Genomic DNA, 16,190 nt, shown 5'->3' with positions numbered 1-16,190 from the left:
AAACGCCCCTCCCGCCCTCACTCCGTGGGCACCGATTCCACCTCGGCCCGCTCCCGCGGTACCCCCTGCTCGTCCGAACCGATGGTGCGGCGCAAGGCCTCATGGAGCTTGGTGGGGGTGAAGACGCCCAGGAACCGGTGGCCGTCCAGGACCGCGATCCAGCCGGCGTCGTGCTTGAGCATCTCGCTGAAGGCCGCCTTGAGGGTGCCGGTCACCGGCACCCACGCCTCCATCCGGCGGGCATGACCGGCGACCGTGCCCTCCCCGCCGGCCAGTTCCTCGGTGGCCACCCAGCCGTGCAGCGTGCCGTCCTCGTCGAGCACCACCGCCCAGCGGGCGCCCTCGGTCCGCAGCCGTGCCCTGGCGTCCGCGGCGGGTTCGCCGAGCCGGACGAACGGCGGGCGTTCGAGGTCACCACGGTCGATACCGGTGACCGACAGCTGCTTCAACGCACGGTCGGTACCGACGAATTCGGCGACATAGGGGGTCGCGGGGGCGCCGAGGACGCTGGCGGGGGTGTCGTACTGCTCGATCCGGCCGGCTCCGTAGACCGCGATCCGGTCGCCGAGCCGGATGGCCTCCTCGATGTCATGGGTGACCAGCAGCACCGTCTTGTGCAGATCGGCCTGAAGCCGCAGGAACTCCTTCTGCAGCCGGTCGCGGACCACCGGGTCGACCGCGCCAAACGGCTCGTCCATCAACAGCACCGGCGGGTCGGCGGCGAGCGCACGGGCCACCCCGACCCGCTGCCGCTGGCCGCCGGAGAGCTGCTCGGGGTAGCGCGGGCCGTAGACGGCCGGGTCCAGGCCGACCAGATCCAGGAGTTCGGCGGCCCGTGCACGGGCCTTGGCCTTCTTCCAGCCGGTCAGAACGGGCACGGTCGCGGTGTTGTCGAGGACGGTGCGGTGCGGGAAGAGCCCGGTCTGCTGGATGACATAGCCGATTCCCCGGCGCAGGGTGACCGGGTCGACGCCGGCGATGTCCGCACCGTCGACGTAGATCCGCCCGTGCGTGGGGTCGATCAGCCGGTTGACCATCATCATGGTCGTCGTCTTGCCGCAGCCGGACGGCCCGACCAGCGTCACCAACTCCCCCTGGCCGACCTCGAAGGAGAGGCCGTCGACGGCGGTGGTCCCGTCGGGGTAGCGCTTGGTGACCGAGTCGAACCGGATCATCGCCCCATTGAATCCCGCGGCCCGCGACCGGACCCGTCATGCGGGCAATCGGGTGGGTGCGCCCGGCGCCCACCGTCCTGTTCCCAGCGCCCAGCGCCGGATGCGGAGTGACGGCCCCTCAGACCTTCGCCCGCCGGGCACCCGGCTCCGGCTCGCCGCCCGCCCCCGGGCTTTCCGTCGTCCCTTCCGCCCCCGGCCCTTCCGCCCCCGCCCCCTCGGCCATCCGGTACCCGCCGCCCGGTACCGCCTCGATCACCGGCGGGTCGCCGAGCTTGGCCCGCAGGGCGCCGAGGGTGACGCGTACGGCGTTGCCGCCGTAGCGGGTGTGCTCCTCCCACACCTCCTCGATCAGCTCATCGCCGCTGACCACCGCGCCCTGTGCGCGCAGCAGCACTTCGAGCACCCCGAACTCCGTACGCGACAGCGCCAGCGGGCGGCCGTCGCGGGCGGCCACCCCGTGCGCGGTGTCGACGGTGACGCCGGCCCGCTCGATGACCTGCGGCTCCGCGACGCGCGCTGGCCGGCCCAGCGAGACGACCCGGGCGAGCAAGTCCTCGGGGGCGAACGGCTTGGCCAGCCAGTCGTCCGCGGCCGGCGCCGGGTCCGCCGCCCGGTCGTCCGGGCCGGCCGCGGTGAGCAGCAGCACCCGGGTCGGCAGCCGCTCTGCCACCACATACCGGCGGAGGGCGTCGCCGTGCGGTGCGGGCAGCTCGCCGTCCAGGACGAGCACGTCGTACCCGCCGAGCCGCAGTCCGGCCAGTGCCGCGCGGCCGTCGTGGGCGATGTCCACCACGATCGCGGCGCGGCGCAGCTCCGCGGCGATCATGTCCGCGAGGCACTCCTCGTCCTCCACCACCAGAACGCGCATGGCGTCATATGTACCCGAGGCGAAGCCGCCGACGAGCCGAACTCCGTGCGCCGCGACGCCGGGAGCTGGGGAATTCACCAGGCTGGCGCCGAGCGGCACCCGGCACGGGCCCGCTGCACCGCACCGGTGACGTGGACCGCCGACCCTGCCGGGGCGGCCCGGGCGACCGCCCGACGGCGAACCTGGGCCGGACAGCCCCGGGGCGCGGGGCCGTACGAGTTGCTTCCGCCGCACCGCCTCTCCTCCTGCCGCCTCCGGCCCGGCCGGCGTGCTTACGATCCACTTCGGCCACCGGTCGGAAGGTGGAAGGGAGCGCCACGATGAGAGCCGTAGCAGTCAGCGCATTCGGTGAACAGCCGCAGCTCATGGAGCTGCCGCAGCCCGAACCAGGGCCCGGTGAGGTCCTGGTGCGGCTGGCCGCCGCCGGACTCAACCCCGTCGACTGGAAGCTCGCCGACGGGATGTTCGGCGATGCCGTGCCGGCCGAGTTCCCCCTCGTCCTGGGGTCGGACGGGGCGGGCGAGGTGCTCGCCATCGGCAGCGGGGTGCGGCGGTTCACCATCGGCGACGCGGTGTTCGGCCAGTTCCAGCGGCCGGAGCAGGGCGGCGGGTCGTACTGCGAGCTCGCCGTCGCCGACGAGGAGCGGATCGCGCACGCCGCCCGCAGCGTCACCTACGCCACCTCAGCGGCCGTGCCGACGGCCGGTATGACCGCGTACAACCTGGTCGAGGAGACCCGGATCGCCGAGGGCCGAAGGGTGCTGATCGTCGGCGCGACCGGCGGCGTCGGGACCTTCGTCACCCAGCTCGCCGCTGGCCGCGGTGCCGAGGTGATCGCCACCGCCCGCCCGGCCAAGGCCGAGCTGATGCGCACGCTGGGCGCCGCCGAGACCGTCGACCACACCGCGGGCCCGATCGCCGACCAGGTCCTCGCGCACCATCCGGACGGTGTCGATGTGCTGATCGACATGACCAGCGGCCCCACCGAGTTCGCCGGTCTGACCCGGACCGTGCGCGACGGGGGCACCGCCGTCTCGCTGATCGGCTCGGCCGACGCGGACGAGCTCACCGAGCACAACCTCCGCGGCTTCAACTTCGTCAACCGCCCCTCCCCGCAGCTGCTGGAGATCCTCGCCGGTCATGTCGACGCGGGCCGTCTGACGGTCCTCGTGGGCCGTGAGGTCTCCCTGGAAGAGGCGCCGGACGCCCTGGCGACCAGCCGCACCGGCCGGGCACAGGGGAAGACGGTCCTGGCGATCTGAGCGGCGGTCAGGAGCGGGCGCGGGCCGCGGACCGGCGGGCACGCAGCGCCCGGACCGCCGGCGGCCCCGCCGCGGCCAGCGCAGCGGTCAGCGTCCCCGCGCCGATGACCAGCCAGACCCCGGTGCGCAGCGGTCCGGTGAGGGCGTCGGCGTAGGCCCCCGCGGCGGGCCGGGAGACCATGGCGGGCAGCGCGTCCAGGGTGCGGCTGCGGGCCAGCGCCAGCGCCGCGGCCAGCAGCCCGGCGGCCGCCGCACAGCTCAACCCGGCCCAGATCAGCGCCCGCCGCCGGCGCCGCGCCAGCAGCAGCCCGCCGGTCAGGCACAGTGCCGCGGCCGGCGGCAGCAGCAGCGCCCCGGTGCGGACGACCTCGTAGACCGCCCGGATCCGGGGCACGTCCGGGGCCTTGAGCAGCACGATCTCCACTCCGGCCCGCGGCACCCGCCGCAGGAGGTCGAGTCCCATGCCGTTGTGGGACAGCTGCCGTTTGACGCGTTCCACGACCGGGGTGAGGTCCAGCGTGACCGGGGACCGGCCGGACGCGGCCAGCCGGCCGTCCAGCGTCCGGTGGGCGGTCCGGTGCACCCCGTTCCACACCGTGCGGAAGCCGCGGCCGGTGACGACCTGCCGCACCTGCTTCTCCACGAACTGGCGGATCCCGCGGGTGAAGTGCCGGCGCACCGCGGGACGCTCGGCGGGCGGTACGGCCTTCAGCAGCCCGCCGAGCCGGACATGAGCCATCACGGCGTCCGTCACATCGTCGACGACCGCCTCCTGGACGGCGGCGTTCCCGGCCAGCGGCGCCACCGCCGCCACATAGCCGTCGGTCTCGGTCAGCTCGGCCCGGGCCCAGATCGCGGCCAGGCTCAACGGCAGCAGCAACGCCCCCACCAGCAGCAACACCCCGCCGGCCAGCGCCCGCACACGCTGTCGCGGCCCGTGCGGGGACCGCGGTGTCATCCGCCCGCCCGCGCGTACGGGTGCGCTCGCTGACATCGCGTCCGGTCCTTCCTGCACGGCGGCTGGGGCGCGTTCCACGGACCGGCCGGGCCGGCGGAGCTCCGCAGGACGCGCGCTACGGCCTCTCCCAGGCAACGGGGAACCTCCGCCGCCCGCGACCGGGGCCGGTGCCAATGGGTGACCGGGCGCGGCCCTCGCCCCGGCCCCGCCGCGCGGCCCTCGCCCCGGCCCCGCCCGCGCGGCCCCCGCGTCAGCCCGCCCGCGCGACGCGCCGCCGCCGGACCGCCCGCACCACCCCCGGCCCGAGCAGCGCGGTGGCCCCGGCGCCCACCGCCCACCCCATCCAGCTGCCGCCCTCGCTCTCCGGGGTGCTCTCCGGCAGGTCGTCCACATCGCCCGAGCAGGCCGTGGGGGCGAAGGACTCGCCGACGTAGACACAGACCGTGGCGGCGGGGCGCCGGGTGCCGGGGGCGGTGGACGCGGCGGGGTCGGCGGGCGCGGCGCGGCCGCCGAGCACGGCTGTGGCGGTGAAGACCTGGATGTCGTGCGCGGGCAGATCGGCGCGCCAGATCACCTTCTGCTCGCCCACACCGTGCCCTTCGACCCGGCCGCGGGGTGCGGTCGCCGAGGTCGTGGTGGCCGGCATCCGCTGCTCGATCCGGGCGCCGTGCACCTCCGAGGCGCCCAGGTTGTGCACGGTGACGCGGTAGTCGAGCCGTTTGCCGGACTCGGGGTCGTCGGCGCCGTCGGTCACCGACACCGTGACCGAGACGGCGGGCGGGGCCTTATGGGCGGACGCGGCGGCGGACGGTGCGTGGAGCGTGGCGGCGCACAGCAGCGCGCAGACAACGGCGGTTCTCATGCCGTCATCCGAGCATCGCGGCCCCCGCGACCGGCGGCAGGCGGCCCGCTCCCGGGCCGGGTTCACCCGAGTGACGGGGACGAGGGAGCGGCGCCGCGGCTCCGACCGCCGCGGCGCACCCACAGCCGGAGGCCGCTCAGTGCCGGTGCGGCCCCGGCCGGTGCACCGGACCGTGCGCGTCCTCGCAGTGGCCGGCCGGCTGCTCCGGGCCGGGACCGGGCCGCGGACTCAGCGTCAGCAGCTCATCGGGTGCGCCCTGTTCGCCGACATGATCGACCTGGAGGGTGGCGTGGGTGACGCCGTACTCCCCGCTCAGCAGTTCCTGAAGACCGCGGCGGACCTTGTGGCAGTCGCCGCCCGGCGCCACCAGGATGTGCGCGGAGAGCGCCGGCTGCCCGGAGGTGATCAGCCAGATGTGCAGGTCATGCACCTCGACGACCTCGTCCGCGGCCGCCAGATGATCGCCCAGCGCGTCCGGGTCGATGCCGGCCGGCGCGGCCTCCATGAAGATCCGGCCGGACTCCCGCACCAGTCCCGTACCGGCCCGCAGCATCAGCGCGACGACCACCAGCGAGGCGATCGCGTCCGCCCGCTCGAAGCCCGTGGTCAGCACGACCAGACCGGCGACGGCGGTGGCGACGAACCCGAACAGGTCGGTGAGGATGTGCTGATAGGCGCCCTCGACGTTCAGGCTGGAGCGGTTGGCCCTGGACAGCAGCCAGGTGCAGATCAGATTGACCACGATCCCGGCCAGCGCGGTGATCAGCACCAGCCCGCCGGTCACCTTCGGCGGTGAGATCAGCCGCTCGACCGCCTCGTACGCCAGCCAGACCGACAGCAGCAGCAAGGTGATGCCGTTGGCCTGCGCGGAGAGGATCTCGGCGCGCTTGAGCCCGTAGGTGAAGCCACCGCGGGCCGGCCGCGCGGCCAGCCGCATCGCGATCAGCGCCAGCACGATCGAGACCGCGTCGGTGAGCATATGGGCGGCGTCCGAGATCAGCGCCAGGGACTGCGCCACCACACCGATGACGACCTCGACCGCCATGTACGCGGTGAGCAGGATCAGCGCGGCCCGCAGCCAGCGCCGGTCCGCGTCCGGTGAGACACCGTGCGCATGGCTGTGGCTGTGCCCGTGACTATGGGCGTGCTCGGTCATCGGCGCGCTCCTTCCTGGCTCCTCGCTGCGAAGCAAACCGCACTTCGACGAAAGATCCAAAGGCTGCACCGGTGACCGTTGTCATTACCGTCGAACGGACGATCGCGCCTGGTCAGAGCGGTGCGGAGGAGGGCGGGAGCGGAAGCGGGAAACGGAGTCCGGTCATCCGCTCCGGCGGGCGCGGTGAGCCGCCGCGGGCCCTCCTGCCGGGTAGCATCCGGCGCCATGAGCAACGCTACGGGGGAGACCCGGCGGCCCGCACCCGGCACGGGACAGCTGCTGGCGCCGCTCGGCCTGCTGGCCGCCGTCGCCATCCTGTCCACCCACCACGACGGCCTCACGTTCTGGCTGGGCGCCCTGCTCGGCACCGTCGCCGTCCTCGGCTACCTGGCCTGCTTCGACTCCCCGCGCGGCATCTGGCAGTGGCTGCCGGCGCTGGTGGGCTTCTGCGCGGCGTTCCTGTTCGCGGGCCAGTTCCTGATCGCCCTGCTGGCGTGAGGGCGGGGGGCCTCCCCGCGGGACGGTGCGAGACGACCGGTCAGTAAAGTTCGGCTCCCGTCCCCCGGACCGGTCCCCGTCCCCTCCCGACCTCGAGGTATCCGGCAGTGAGCCCCGCACCACCCGCCCCGGCCGCTCCTGAACCCCTGTCCGTCGTCGGCATCGGGGCCGACGGCTGGGACGGACTGCCGCCCGCCTCCCGGCAGGCCCTGAGCGCCGCCGAGGTGCTGATCGGCGGCGCCCGCCAGCTCGCGCTGCTGCCCGCGGAGTGCACCGGCGAGCGCGTCCCGTGGCCGTCGCCGCTGCGCCCCGCCGTCCCCGGCCTGCTCGCCGCGTACGCCGGACGCCGGGTGTGCGTGCTGGCCAGCGGCGACCCGATGTTCTACGGCATCGGACGGACGCTGACCGAGGTGATCCAGGAGCAGACGGCCACCGGCGCGGGAGCGGCGGCGGGCGGGCCCGCGGCCCCTGAGCTGTGCGTCTTCCCGCACCCCTCCGCCGTCTCCCACGCCTGCGCCCGCCTGGGCTGGCCGCTGGAGGACACCGAGGTCGTCACGCTCGTCGGACGGCCCGCCGAGAACCTCCTCCGCGTGCTGTACGACGGCCGCCGGGTGCTGGTGCTGTCCGCCGGTGCCCGGACCCCCGCCGAGGTCGCGGCCCTGCTGCGGGCCCACGGCTTCGGCCCGACCCGGATACGCGTACTGGAGCAGCTCGGCGGCCCCCGGGAGAAGACGGCCGAGGGCACCGCCGAGGACTGGGACCTGCCGCCCGGCGATCCCCTCAACGTCCTCGCCCTCGACTGCCGCCGTGCCCCCGGCGCCGCGCCGCTCTCCGCCGTCCCCGGCCTCCCCGACGCCGCCTACGAGCACGACGGCCAGCTCACCAAGCGCCATGTCCGCGCCGCCACCCTCGCCGCCCTGGCGCCCGCCCCCGGTGAACTCCTCTGGGACGTCGGCGGCGGCTCCGGCTCCATCGCCATCGAGTGGCTGCGGGCGCACCGCGGCTGCCGCGCCGTCAGCGTCGAGCGCGACCCCGTACGGGCCGAGCGGATCGGGCGGAACGCGCGCACGCTCGGCGTACCCGGACTGCGCGTCGTCACCGGCCCCGCGCCCGCCGCGCTGGACGGTCTGCCGACGCCGGACGCGGTCTTCATCGGCGGCGGGCTGACCGCCCCCGGCCTGCTGGCCGCGTGCTGGGCGGCGCTGCCCGTGGGCGGCCGGCTGGTGGCGAACACCGTGACGCTGGAGTCCGAGGCGCTGCTCGCCGACTGGTACCGGCAGCACGGCGGCGAGCTGGTCCGGCTCGCGGTCGCGCACGCCGTGCCGGTCGGCGGTTTCACCGGCTGGCGGCAGGCGATGCCGGTCACCCAGTGGTCGGCCGTGAAACCGCAGGCCGCCTCCCCGTCCCCGTCCTCCCCTCCCCAGGAGACCGAGCAACCATGACCGTCCACTTCATCGGCGCGGGTCCAGGCGCCGCCGACCTGATCACCGTGCGCGGCGCCCGTACGCTCGCGTCCTGCGGGGTCTGTCTGTACGCGGGCAGCCTGGTGCCGCGGGAGCTGCTCGCCGAATGCCCGCCCGGTGCCCGGCTCATCGACACCGCGCAGCTGGACCTCGACACGATCACCGCCGAGATGGTGCGCGCCCATGAGGAGGGCCACGACGTGGCCCGGCTGCACTCCGGTGACCCGTCCGTCTTCAGCGCGGTCGCCGAGCAGATGCGCCGGCTGGACGCGGCCGGTGTGCCGTACGACGTGGTGCCGGGCGTCCCCGCGTTCGCCGCGGCGGCGGCCGCCCTCAAGCGCGAACTGACCGTCCCCACCGTCGGCCAGACCGTCATCCTCACCCGCGTCGCCCAGCGGGCCACCCCCATGCCGGAGGGCGAGGACCTGGCCACCCTCGGGCGCAGCGGTGCGCTGCTGGTGCTCCACCTGGCCGCCATGTACGCCGACCGGGTCGTCGCCGAACTCCTGCCGCACTACGGCGCCGACTGCCCCGCCGCGGTCGTCGCGATGGCCTCCCGCCCCGACGAACTCGTGCTGCGCGGCACCCTCGCCGATATCGCGGAGCAGGTGAAGGCCGCGGGCGTGGTCCGTACGGCCGTCATCATGGTCGGCCGCACCCTGGGCGCCGAGCAGTTCCGCGACAGCCATCTCTACTCGGCGGACCGCGAGCGGCCGCACCTGCCGTGTGACGGGCCGTCGGACACCGCGCCCGTCACGCCGTCGGAGCCGCCGGTCACGCCGCCGGTCACGGAGACCCCGTAGCGGACGCGTACGAGGCGTACGCCCGCGCCCGCGGACATGCGTGAACCCCGGAACTGGCAGTTCCGGGGTTCACGTATGTCAGGACGGCCCGTCGGGCCGGAAAGCGGTGCCGCTCAGAGGCTGGTGGCCTGCACGCCGGCGCCGGCGCCGAGGTGCGCACCGGGCAGGTCCGCCGTGATGGACCCGCCGGCGCCGACGGTGCTGACGACATTGCCGACGTTCACGGCGGCACCGTGGCCGGCAACCTCGGCGCCGGCGCCGGCGAGCCCACCGGCAATGTTGTCGAGCTCGGTGTCGGCGATCTCGCAGGTGTCGATCTCAGAGGTGAAGCCGTGACGCATGGCGTGCCCTTCCCTTCAAAGCTATGGATTCCGAACGCACACGGCCCCAATTGCCGATAAAGCGAATAGGGCCGTAAACGGGCCCTGGGCGCCGGAAATGTGACGCCTCGGTGACGGCCCGTGTGCAGGTGAAATGCAATCACGCCGCAGTGTGGCGCGGCAACTGGCGATTCATTTTTCCACCGGTATGCAATTGTCGGCAGCTATCGCCCTGACCTGCATCTTTGTCCGCTTCTTGGTGGTGAATCAGCCATGCGGAGGCTATCGGGAAACTGTCCCGGGAAAGTCCTGCATGAGCGCCCGCCGGGTATATCTGCGGGTACCGTCCGCGGAATCCTCGGTGAGCGCGATGAGGCGAGATGTCGGCATTCCCGGATTTCCGTGGCGGCGTGCCGCTTCGGGTGATTACCGAGCCCGCCCGAGGCGCCGCCGTCCGACGAGCCGCTCGCGACGTGCCGCCACCGACCGCGCGCCACGCCCCCGTCGGGCCCGTCCGGATGGCTCTGCGACCGCATCAGGGTGAATACCCGTTAGCCGCCCACCAGGGGCCGGTAAGGAAGCTGCGACACCCAAGGGGGGCCGAAGCAAAGGAGTACGCCACGATGCGTACCAGACTGGCCGCCGGCGTCGTCGGCGCCGCAGCCCTGCTGACGCTCCTCGGCGGCAACGTCGCCGCGGCCGACGGCAAGGACCATGTCGCACAGGCGACGGACACCCCGGGGCAGGCGCACGACAGCTCCCCGTGGATGCACGACACCCCGCTCCGGACGAACGACCGGCCGGGCCGCCTGCACGACCGCCGCGAAGGGCGCTACGACCGCCGGGAGGGCCGTTACGAGCGCCCCGGACGGTTCCGCGACAACCCGCTGCGGCTGACCACCTGCGCCCTCGGCACGGCGCTGGGATCGCTCACCGGCAGCTCGGAGGACTGCCTGGGCGGCCGGTCCAGCCGCGGCGACCGGGACTGACGGCTCACGCCGACTCGGGGGAAGCCCGTCACCGCTGCGGGCTTCCCTGCCGGTCCTCCCCCGGACCCCGCGGTTCCGCCCGCCCCACCACCATCCCGGCCCGGTCGATGCAGATGACATCGACCGCGACCGGCGCGCCCCGCAGCACGGCCAGCGACTCGTCCCGCGCCGTCGCCGCCACCAGATCCCCCAGGGGAACCCCCGCCGCGGTGCACAACTGGAGTGCCGCCAGGCCCGTGTTGGCCTCCGCGACCGCCCCCGCCAGCGCCTCGTCCGCGCCGCCCCGCCGCGCGAGCTCCGCCAGGAACCCCTTGTCCACCTGGGACCGCGCCGAGTGCAGATCCAGATGCCCGGCCGCCAGCTTGGACAGCTTGGCGAAGCCGCCGCAGATGGTGAGCCGCTCCACGGGATGACGCCGGATGTACTTCAGCACCGCCCCCGCGAAGTCGCCCATGTCCAGCAGCGCGTCCTCCGGCAGATGGTGCAGCGCGACGGCCACCTTCTCCGACGTCGACCCCGTACACCCGGCCACATGCCGCCGGCCCGCCGCGAGTGCCACGTCCACCCCCCGCCGGATGGAGTCGATCCACGCCGAGCAGGAGTACGGGACCACGATTCCGGTGGTCCCCAGGATCGACAGTCCGCCCAGGATGCCCAGCCGCGGATTCCAGGTGCTCCGGGCGATCTCCTCCCCGTGATCGACCGAGATCTCCACCTCGACATCGGCCGTCGCCCCCGCACCGCCGTGGCGCGCGGCGACCTCCGCGAGATGCTCCCGCATCAGCTGCCGCGGCACGGGATTGATCGCCGGTTCCCCCACGTCCAGCGGCAGCCCGGGCCGCGTCACCGTCCCGACCCCCGGCCCGGCCTTGAAGACGACCCCCGAGCCCGCGGGCAGCGCCCGCACGGTGGCCCGGACGAGCGCCCCGTGGGTGACGTCCGGATCGTCGCCCGCGTCCTTGACGACACCCGCCATGGCCGTCGTCCGCCCCGGCGCCAGCTCCTCCACCGCCAGTGCGAAGGACGGCGTCTGCCCCTTCGGCAGCGTGATCGTCACCGGGTCGGGGAAGTCGCCTGTGAGTAGTGCCGTGTACGCGGCCGTGCTCGCCGCCGTCGCACAGGCACCGGTCGTCCAGCCGGGCCGCAGCCCGGTGTGCGCGAGCTGCGCACTCCGCCCGCCCACGGCCTTGCCCGTACCCTGCGGCCCCGTACCCTGCGGTTGCGCCTCAGCCACGGAGGAACCCACATCCCATGCCCGACGCAGCTCGCCCGCCACGCCACGTACTGATCCTCGGCGGTACCACGGAGGCCCGCCGCCTGGCCGCCACCCTGGCGCCGGAGCCCGCCCTGCGCGTGACGACCTCGCTCGCCGGCCGGGTCGCCGCACCACGGCTGCCCGACGGGGAGATACGCATCGGCGGGTTCGGCGGCCCCGAGGGCCTCACCCGCTGGCTGCGCGAGCACGCGGTGGACGCGCTCATCGACGCCACCCATCCTTTCGCCGGCACGATCAGTTTCAGCGCGGCCCGGGCCGCCGCCACCGCCCATGTTCCCCTGCTGGCGCTCCGCCGGCCCGGCTGGGTGCCGGGACCCGGCGACGACTGGCACCAGGTCACCTCCCTGGACGAGGCCGCCGCCGCGCTCCCCGCCCTCGGCAGCCGCATCTTCCTCACCACCGGCCGCATGGGCCTCGCCCACTTCGCCCACCTCACCGACCCCTGGTTCCTGGTCCGCTCCGTCGACGCCCCCGAGCCCCCGTACCCGCCCCGTATGGAGGTGCTGCTCGACCGGGGCCCCTTCACGGTGGAGGGCGAGCGCGCACTGCTCCGGGCCCACCGCATCGACGTCCTCGTGACGAAGGACAGCGGCGCCGCCGCGACCGCCGCCAAGCTGACGGCGGCCCGGGAGGCCGGGATCCCCGTGGTGGTCGTACGGCGCCCACCGGTGCCCGACGGAGTGCCGGTGGCCGCGAATCCGGCCGAGGCCGTGGAGTGGATCCACGCCGTTACCGCCCCGCTTTCAGCGCGGCCGATTCACACTGAGCCGATTGGCTTCCCGCACCCTCTCCACTAATTCCTCCCGCCGCTTTACGGATTCCTCCGCCTCCTCCTCCGCACCCCGGTCATGGGCGGCGGCGGATTCGGCCCTCTCCTCGTTCCTCGAACTCACCCCCGCACCACCTCCGCGAGCGGTCGCGCGCGCTGCGGCGTACCCCGCCCGAGGTCCACCGGCGGCCGCGGGAAGTCCCCCACCAGCGACACCCCGTCCAGGGCCGGGGACGGCAAGGTGCTGCCGGCCCCCTTCAGCGCCGCCCGCAGCCCGCCCCGCGCCCGCTCGGCATCCCTGCTCCTCCCGGCCGCCGCAGACCGCTCCGTCATTCCCATTCTCTTCTCCATTCGAGTCCTGACTGGCCTGTCAAGGCCCTTTCCCCGTCCTGGAGTTGTCACTCCGAGCCGCTCTCAAAAGGGGAGTTGGCGTTGTCGTCGACACGGGCAACGGGGGGGCGGCGAATGGTCGAAATCAATTCGCGAGCGCGGCCGGACAGGGCGACGTCCTCGCGTCACCGTCCTGGACTCGACGCCTGACCGCACCCTTCGGCGCATCCATCCGGGGTCACCCGCGGCTGCGCTGCCCACGGGTAGCCGCCACGATCACGAACGTGACGCTGATCAGGAGCGCCCAGGAGCCGAACTTTTCCAGGGCGACCGGTTGCCACCCGTGGAGTTGGTGCGGGTAGCGCCAGGCGCCCAGGTAGGTGGCGATGTTCTCGGCCAGCCACAGGAAGAAGCCGATCAGCGCGAAGGACAGCGCCAGCGGCATGCGGTAGCGCGCCTTGCCCACGGTGAACCGCACCGACGTGCCTCCCGTGACCGCGATGAGCAGTGCGGCGAGGGGCCAGCGCAGGTCGGGCAGCCAGTGGTGGCTGAAGAAGTTCACGTAGATGGCCACGGCCAGGGCCGTAGTGGCGCGGGGGCGGTAGCGGACGAGTTCCAGGTCCATGAGCTGCCATGCGCGGCAGACATAGCTGCCCACTGCCGCGTAGAGAAAGCCCCCGTACAGGGGCACGCCCGCGAACTTGAACACCGCGGGCTCCGGATAGCTCCAGGAGCCGAGTGAGACCTTCACCAGCTCGAAGGCCAGCCCGATCGCATGACACACGGCGATGACCAGGACATCCCTGCCGCTGTCCCACCCGCGCAGCCGGAACACCAGCGTCAGCAGCAGTCCGTAGACGAGCAACAGGTCGTATCTGGCCACCGGCAACTGCGGCAGCACGGTGGACAGCGCGACCCCCGCGAGCAGCGCGACGGCGAACGCGCAGCTGCTCGTCTGGAGCCGGGTGAAGAGCAGTAGTTGCTGTACGCGGGCCATATTCGCGTGCATGTCGCGAGAGACGCGCCCCATGAGGGAGGGGTTGCCAGAGGTGGGGGCCGGCGCCGGGCCCACGCCCCGTACGGGTCCCCGTGCGGCCCCCGTAGGGACCCACGGTCCGGCCGGGACCATGCCCCGGCCGGGGCACGGGCACCTGTCACGGCGCGGGCCGGAGCCCCTCACCTGGCGGGTCGGCTCACCCCTCCGGGTACCTACGCGGCGTCCACACGACCTCGGTGCCGTTGTCGCGCCGTACCGCCTGGGTCTGGGACGAGCCGATGATCAGGAGGGTGCGCATATCGACCTGGGTGGGGTCCAGGTCGGCGAGGCGGACGGTGCGGACGGACTCCTCGGGGCCGCCGATGTCGCGGGCGAGGATGACGGGGGTGTCGGGGGCGCGGTGCTCCAGGAGGAGTTCGCGGGTCTTGCCGACCTGCCAGGTGCGGCTGCGGGAGCCGGGGTTGTAGAGGGCGAGGACCAGGTCGGCGCCGGCCGCGGCATGCAGGCGTTCGGCGATGACCTCCCAGGGCTTGAGGCGGTCGGAGAGGGAGATGACCGCGTAGTCGTGGCCGAGCGGGGCGCCGGCGCGGGCGGCGGCCGCGTTGGCGGCGGTGACGCCCGGGAGAACCCGTACGGGGATGGCGCGGTACGGGTCCTGGCAGGCGACCTCCAGGACGGCGGTGGCCATCGCGAAGACGCCCGGGTCGCCGCCGGAGACCACGGCCACCCGGCGGCCGCGCCGGGCCAGGTCGAGGGCGAGTTCGGCGCGTTCGGACTCGACCTTGTTGTCGGAGGCGTGGCGGCGCTGGCCGGGGCGCAGCGGGACGCGGTCCAGGTAGGTGGTGTAGCCGACGAGGTCCTCGGCGGCGGTTAGGGCACCGCGTGACTCGGGCGTCAGCCAGAGCGGACCGGCCGGACCGGTACCGACGACCACGACCTCGCCGGGGTGGGGGGACTCCGTTTCGCCGGCGTCGGATGGTTCGTCGGCCGTGGTCGTGCCCGCGGTGGTGGCTGTACCCGTGGTCGTGCCCGCCGGGGGCAGGTCCGCGATGCGGCTCGGTACGACGCTGACGGAGAAGTACGGGACCGTCTCCGCGTCGATGTCCGCCAGCCGCTCGGTGCGTTCGCCGGACATCGTCGCGCGCTCGACGTAGTGGGCCTCCGGGAGGCGGCCGGCGCGTTCCATGGCGCGGCGGACGGTGGGGAAGGTGCGGCCCAGCTTCATGACGACGGCGGTGTCGGTCGAGGTCAGGCGGGCGGTCAGTTCCTCCTCCGGGAGTGTGCCGGGGAGGATCGTCAGGACCTCGTCGGCCTCGGCGAGCGGCTTGCCGAGGCGGGCCGCGGCGGCGCTGATGGAGGTGACGCCGGGGATGACCTCGGTCGGATAGCGGTGGGCCAGCCGCTTGTGCATGTGCTGGTAGGAGCCGTAGAAGAGCGGGTCACCCTCGGAGATGACGGCGACCGTGCGGCCGGCGTCGAGGTGCACGGCGAGGCGGGCGGCCGCGGTTTCGTAGAACTCGTCCAGCGCGCCCCGGTAGCCGCCGGGGTGATCGGTCGACTCCGTGGTGACCGGGTAGATCAGCGCTTCCTCGATGTGGTCGGCACGGAGGTGCTTGGCGGCGATGGAGCGCGCGATGGAGCGTCCGTGCCGGGCGCTGTGGTAGGCGATGACGTCGGCCTCGGCGATGACCTCGACCGCCCGGACCGTCATGAGGGACGGGTCGCCGGGGCCGAGGCCCACACCGTAGAGGCGACCGGTCAGCTGCTGCTCGCTCACGCTCACTCTTCCTCGCTTGCCAGGGCGTTGATCGCGGCGGCGGCCATGGCGCTGCCGCCCCGGCGCCCGCGCACGACGATGTGGTCCAGCTCCGACGGGTGGGCGATCAGCGCGTCCTTGGACTCCGCGGCGCCGATGAAACCGACGGGTATGCCGATGACGGCGGCGGGGCGGGGCGCGCCCTCCTCGATCATTTCGAGGAACCGGAAGAGGGCGGTCGGGGCGTTGCCGAACGCGACCACCGCGCCGTCCATCCGGTCCCGCCACAGCTCCAGGGCCGCGGCGCTGCGGGTCGTCCCCATCCGGGCGGCCAGGTCCGGGACGGACGGATCGGCGAGGGTGCACAGCACCTCGTTGTCGGCCGGCAGCCGCTTACGGGTGACGCCGCTGGCCACCATGTTGGCGTCGCAGAGGATCGGCGCACCGGCGCGCAGCGCCTCGCGGGCGCGGGCCACCACCTCGGGGGTGAAGGCGAGATCGCGTACCAGGTCGACCATGCCGCAGGCGTGGATCATCCGGACCGCGACCCGGCTGACGTCGGCGGGCAGGCCGCCGAGGTCCGCCTCGGCGCGGATGGTGGCGAAGGACTGGCGATAGATCGCCGCACCGTCCTTCTCGTAGTCGAACGCGGTCACTGTGGCCTCGGGGTTGTCGGGTACGGGACGGTTCTGGAGGTGGGGCATGGCG

At 73.9% G+C, this 16,190-nt stretch carries 17 protein-coding genes; 6 read left to right on the top strand and 11 right to left on the bottom strand.

Annotation, left to right across the window (positions count from 1 at the left end):
- Positions 1 to 17: 17 nt before the first annotated feature.
- Complete coding sequence (locus tag QT196_RS19575; protein ID WP_168480326.1) at positions 18 to 1,175, bottom strand: ATP-binding cassette domain-containing protein; 1,158 nt, start codon at positions 1,173 to 1,175, stop codon at positions 18 to 20.
- Positions 1,176 to 1,293: 118 nt separating this feature from the next.
- On the bottom strand, positions 1,294 to 2,043 hold the full coding sequence (locus QT196_RS19570) for a response regulator transcription factor (protein WP_168480325.1): 750 nt from the start codon (positions 2,041 to 2,043) through the stop codon (positions 1,294 to 1,296).
- 320 nt (positions 2,044 to 2,363) lie between these two features.
- Here QT196_RS19570 and QT196_RS19565 point away from each other — a divergent pair, with 320 nt between their 5' ends.
- Positions 2,364 to 3,305 (top strand): NADP-dependent oxidoreductase, encoded by a 942-nt coding sequence (locus tag QT196_RS19565; RefSeq protein ID WP_248001221.1) that lies wholly within the window; start codon positions 2,364 to 2,366, stop codon positions 3,303 to 3,305.
- A gap of 7 nt (positions 3,306 to 3,312) precedes the next feature.
- Here QT196_RS19565 and QT196_RS19560 read toward each other — a convergent pair whose 3' ends face one another.
- From QT196_RS19560 to QT196_RS19550, 3 genes are all read right to left on the bottom strand, one after another.
- Positions 3,313 to 4,299, bottom strand: coding sequence for a hypothetical protein (locus QT196_RS19560; RefSeq protein ID WP_266737422.1), 987 nt, complete (start codon positions 4,297 to 4,299; stop codon positions 3,313 to 3,315).
- 214 nt (positions 4,300 to 4,513) lie between these two features.
- Positions 4,514 to 5,125, bottom strand: coding sequence for a hypothetical protein (locus tag QT196_RS19555; RefSeq protein WP_266737420.1), 612 nt, complete (start codon positions 5,123 to 5,125; stop codon positions 4,514 to 4,516).
- A gap of 136 nt (positions 5,126 to 5,261) precedes the next feature.
- Positions 5,262 to 6,281: a cation diffusion facilitator family transporter gene (locus tag QT196_RS19550; RefSeq protein ID WP_168480323.1), complete on the bottom strand. Its 1,020-nt coding sequence runs from the start codon at positions 6,279 to 6,281 to the stop codon at positions 5,262 to 5,264.
- A gap of 225 nt (positions 6,282 to 6,506) precedes the next feature.
- Between QT196_RS19550 and QT196_RS19545 the strand changes: the two genes are divergently transcribed.
- From QT196_RS19545 to cobM, 3 genes are all read left to right on the top strand, one after another.
- Complete coding sequence (locus QT196_RS19545) at positions 6,507 to 6,779, top strand: hypothetical protein (protein ID WP_042151247.1); 273 nt, start codon at positions 6,507 to 6,509, stop codon at positions 6,777 to 6,779.
- Between the two features lie 107 nt (positions 6,780 to 6,886).
- Positions 6,887 to 8,221: a precorrin-6y C5,15-methyltransferase (decarboxylating) subunit CbiE gene (gene cbiE, locus QT196_RS19540; protein ID WP_290355332.1), complete on the top strand. Its 1,335-nt coding sequence runs from the start codon at positions 6,887 to 6,889 to the stop codon at positions 8,219 to 8,221.
- Entirely contained in the window at positions 8,218 to 9,045 is an 828-nt protein-coding gene (gene cobM, locus QT196_RS19535) for a precorrin-4 C(11)-methyltransferase (protein ID WP_266737416.1), read from the top strand. The genes cbiE and cobM overlap by 4 nt, the downstream gene beginning before the upstream one ends.
- A 113-nt stretch (positions 9,046 to 9,158) precedes the next feature.
- Here cobM and QT196_RS19530 read toward each other — a convergent pair whose 3' ends face one another.
- A complete protein-coding gene (locus QT196_RS19530) occupies positions 9,159 to 9,386 on the bottom strand; it encodes a hypothetical protein (protein ID WP_168480320.1) in 228 nt (75 codons plus the stop codon).
- Between the two features lie 602 nt (positions 9,387 to 9,988).
- On the opposite strand from QT196_RS19530, the gene QT196_RS19525 reads away from it, so the two are divergent.
- Positions 9,989 to 10,354 (top strand): hypothetical protein, encoded by a 366-nt coding sequence (locus QT196_RS19525; protein WP_266737415.1) that lies wholly within the window; start codon positions 9,989 to 9,991, stop codon positions 10,352 to 10,354.
- A gap of 28 nt (positions 10,355 to 10,382) precedes the next feature.
- Here the strand turns inward: QT196_RS19525 and QT196_RS19520 are convergent, their stop codons facing one another.
- Positions 10,383 to 11,588, bottom strand: coding sequence for a cobalt-precorrin-5B (C(1))-methyltransferase (locus tag QT196_RS19520; protein ID WP_290355331.1), 1,206 nt, complete (start codon positions 11,586 to 11,588; stop codon positions 10,383 to 10,385).
- 17 nt (positions 11,589 to 11,605) lie between these two features.
- On the opposite strand from QT196_RS19520, the gene QT196_RS19515 reads away from it, so the two are divergent.
- The gene (locus tag QT196_RS19515) at positions 11,606 to 12,427 is read left to right on the top strand and encodes a cobalt-precorrin-6A reductase (protein ID WP_290355329.1); all 822 of its coding nucleotides are present in this window, start codon (positions 11,606 to 11,608) and stop codon (positions 12,425 to 12,427) included.
- A 92-nt stretch (positions 12,428 to 12,519) separates the two neighbouring features.
- Here the strand turns inward: QT196_RS19515 and QT196_RS19510 are convergent, their stop codons facing one another.
- From QT196_RS19510 to QT196_RS19495, 4 genes are all read right to left on the bottom strand, one after another.
- Complete coding sequence (locus QT196_RS19510) at positions 12,520 to 12,732, bottom strand: hypothetical protein (RefSeq protein ID WP_248001219.1); 213 nt, start codon at positions 12,730 to 12,732, stop codon at positions 12,520 to 12,522.
- Between the two features lie 235 nt (positions 12,733 to 12,967).
- Positions 12,968 to 13,726 carry a DUF817 domain-containing protein gene (locus QT196_RS19505; RefSeq protein WP_168480316.1) on the bottom strand — a complete coding sequence of 253 codons (759 nt, stop codon included), beginning with the start codon at positions 13,724 to 13,726 and terminating at the stop codon, positions 12,968 to 12,970.
- A gap of 196 nt (positions 13,727 to 13,922) precedes the next feature.
- Positions 13,923 to 15,509 (bottom strand): precorrin-2 C(20)-methyltransferase, encoded by a 1,587-nt coding sequence (locus QT196_RS19500; protein ID WP_266737413.1) that lies wholly within the window; start codon positions 15,507 to 15,509, stop codon positions 13,923 to 13,925.
- Positions 15,506 to 16,186: a precorrin-8X methylmutase gene (locus QT196_RS19495; RefSeq protein ID WP_168480314.1), complete on the bottom strand. Its 681-nt coding sequence runs from the start codon at positions 16,184 to 16,186 to the stop codon at positions 15,506 to 15,508. Before QT196_RS19495 ends, QT196_RS19500 begins: the two co-directional genes overlap by 4 nt.
- Positions 16,187 to 16,190 lie beyond the last annotated feature (4 nt).

Source organism: Streptomyces sp. P9-2B-2 (assembly GCF_030406865.1).
GTDB classification, from domain to species: domain Bacteria; phylum Actinomycetota; class Actinomycetes; order Streptomycetales; family Streptomycetaceae; genus Streptomyces; species Streptomyces platensis.
Note: the sequence above shows the minus strand (reverse complement) of the source record. Positions and strands in the feature narration are given on the sequence as shown.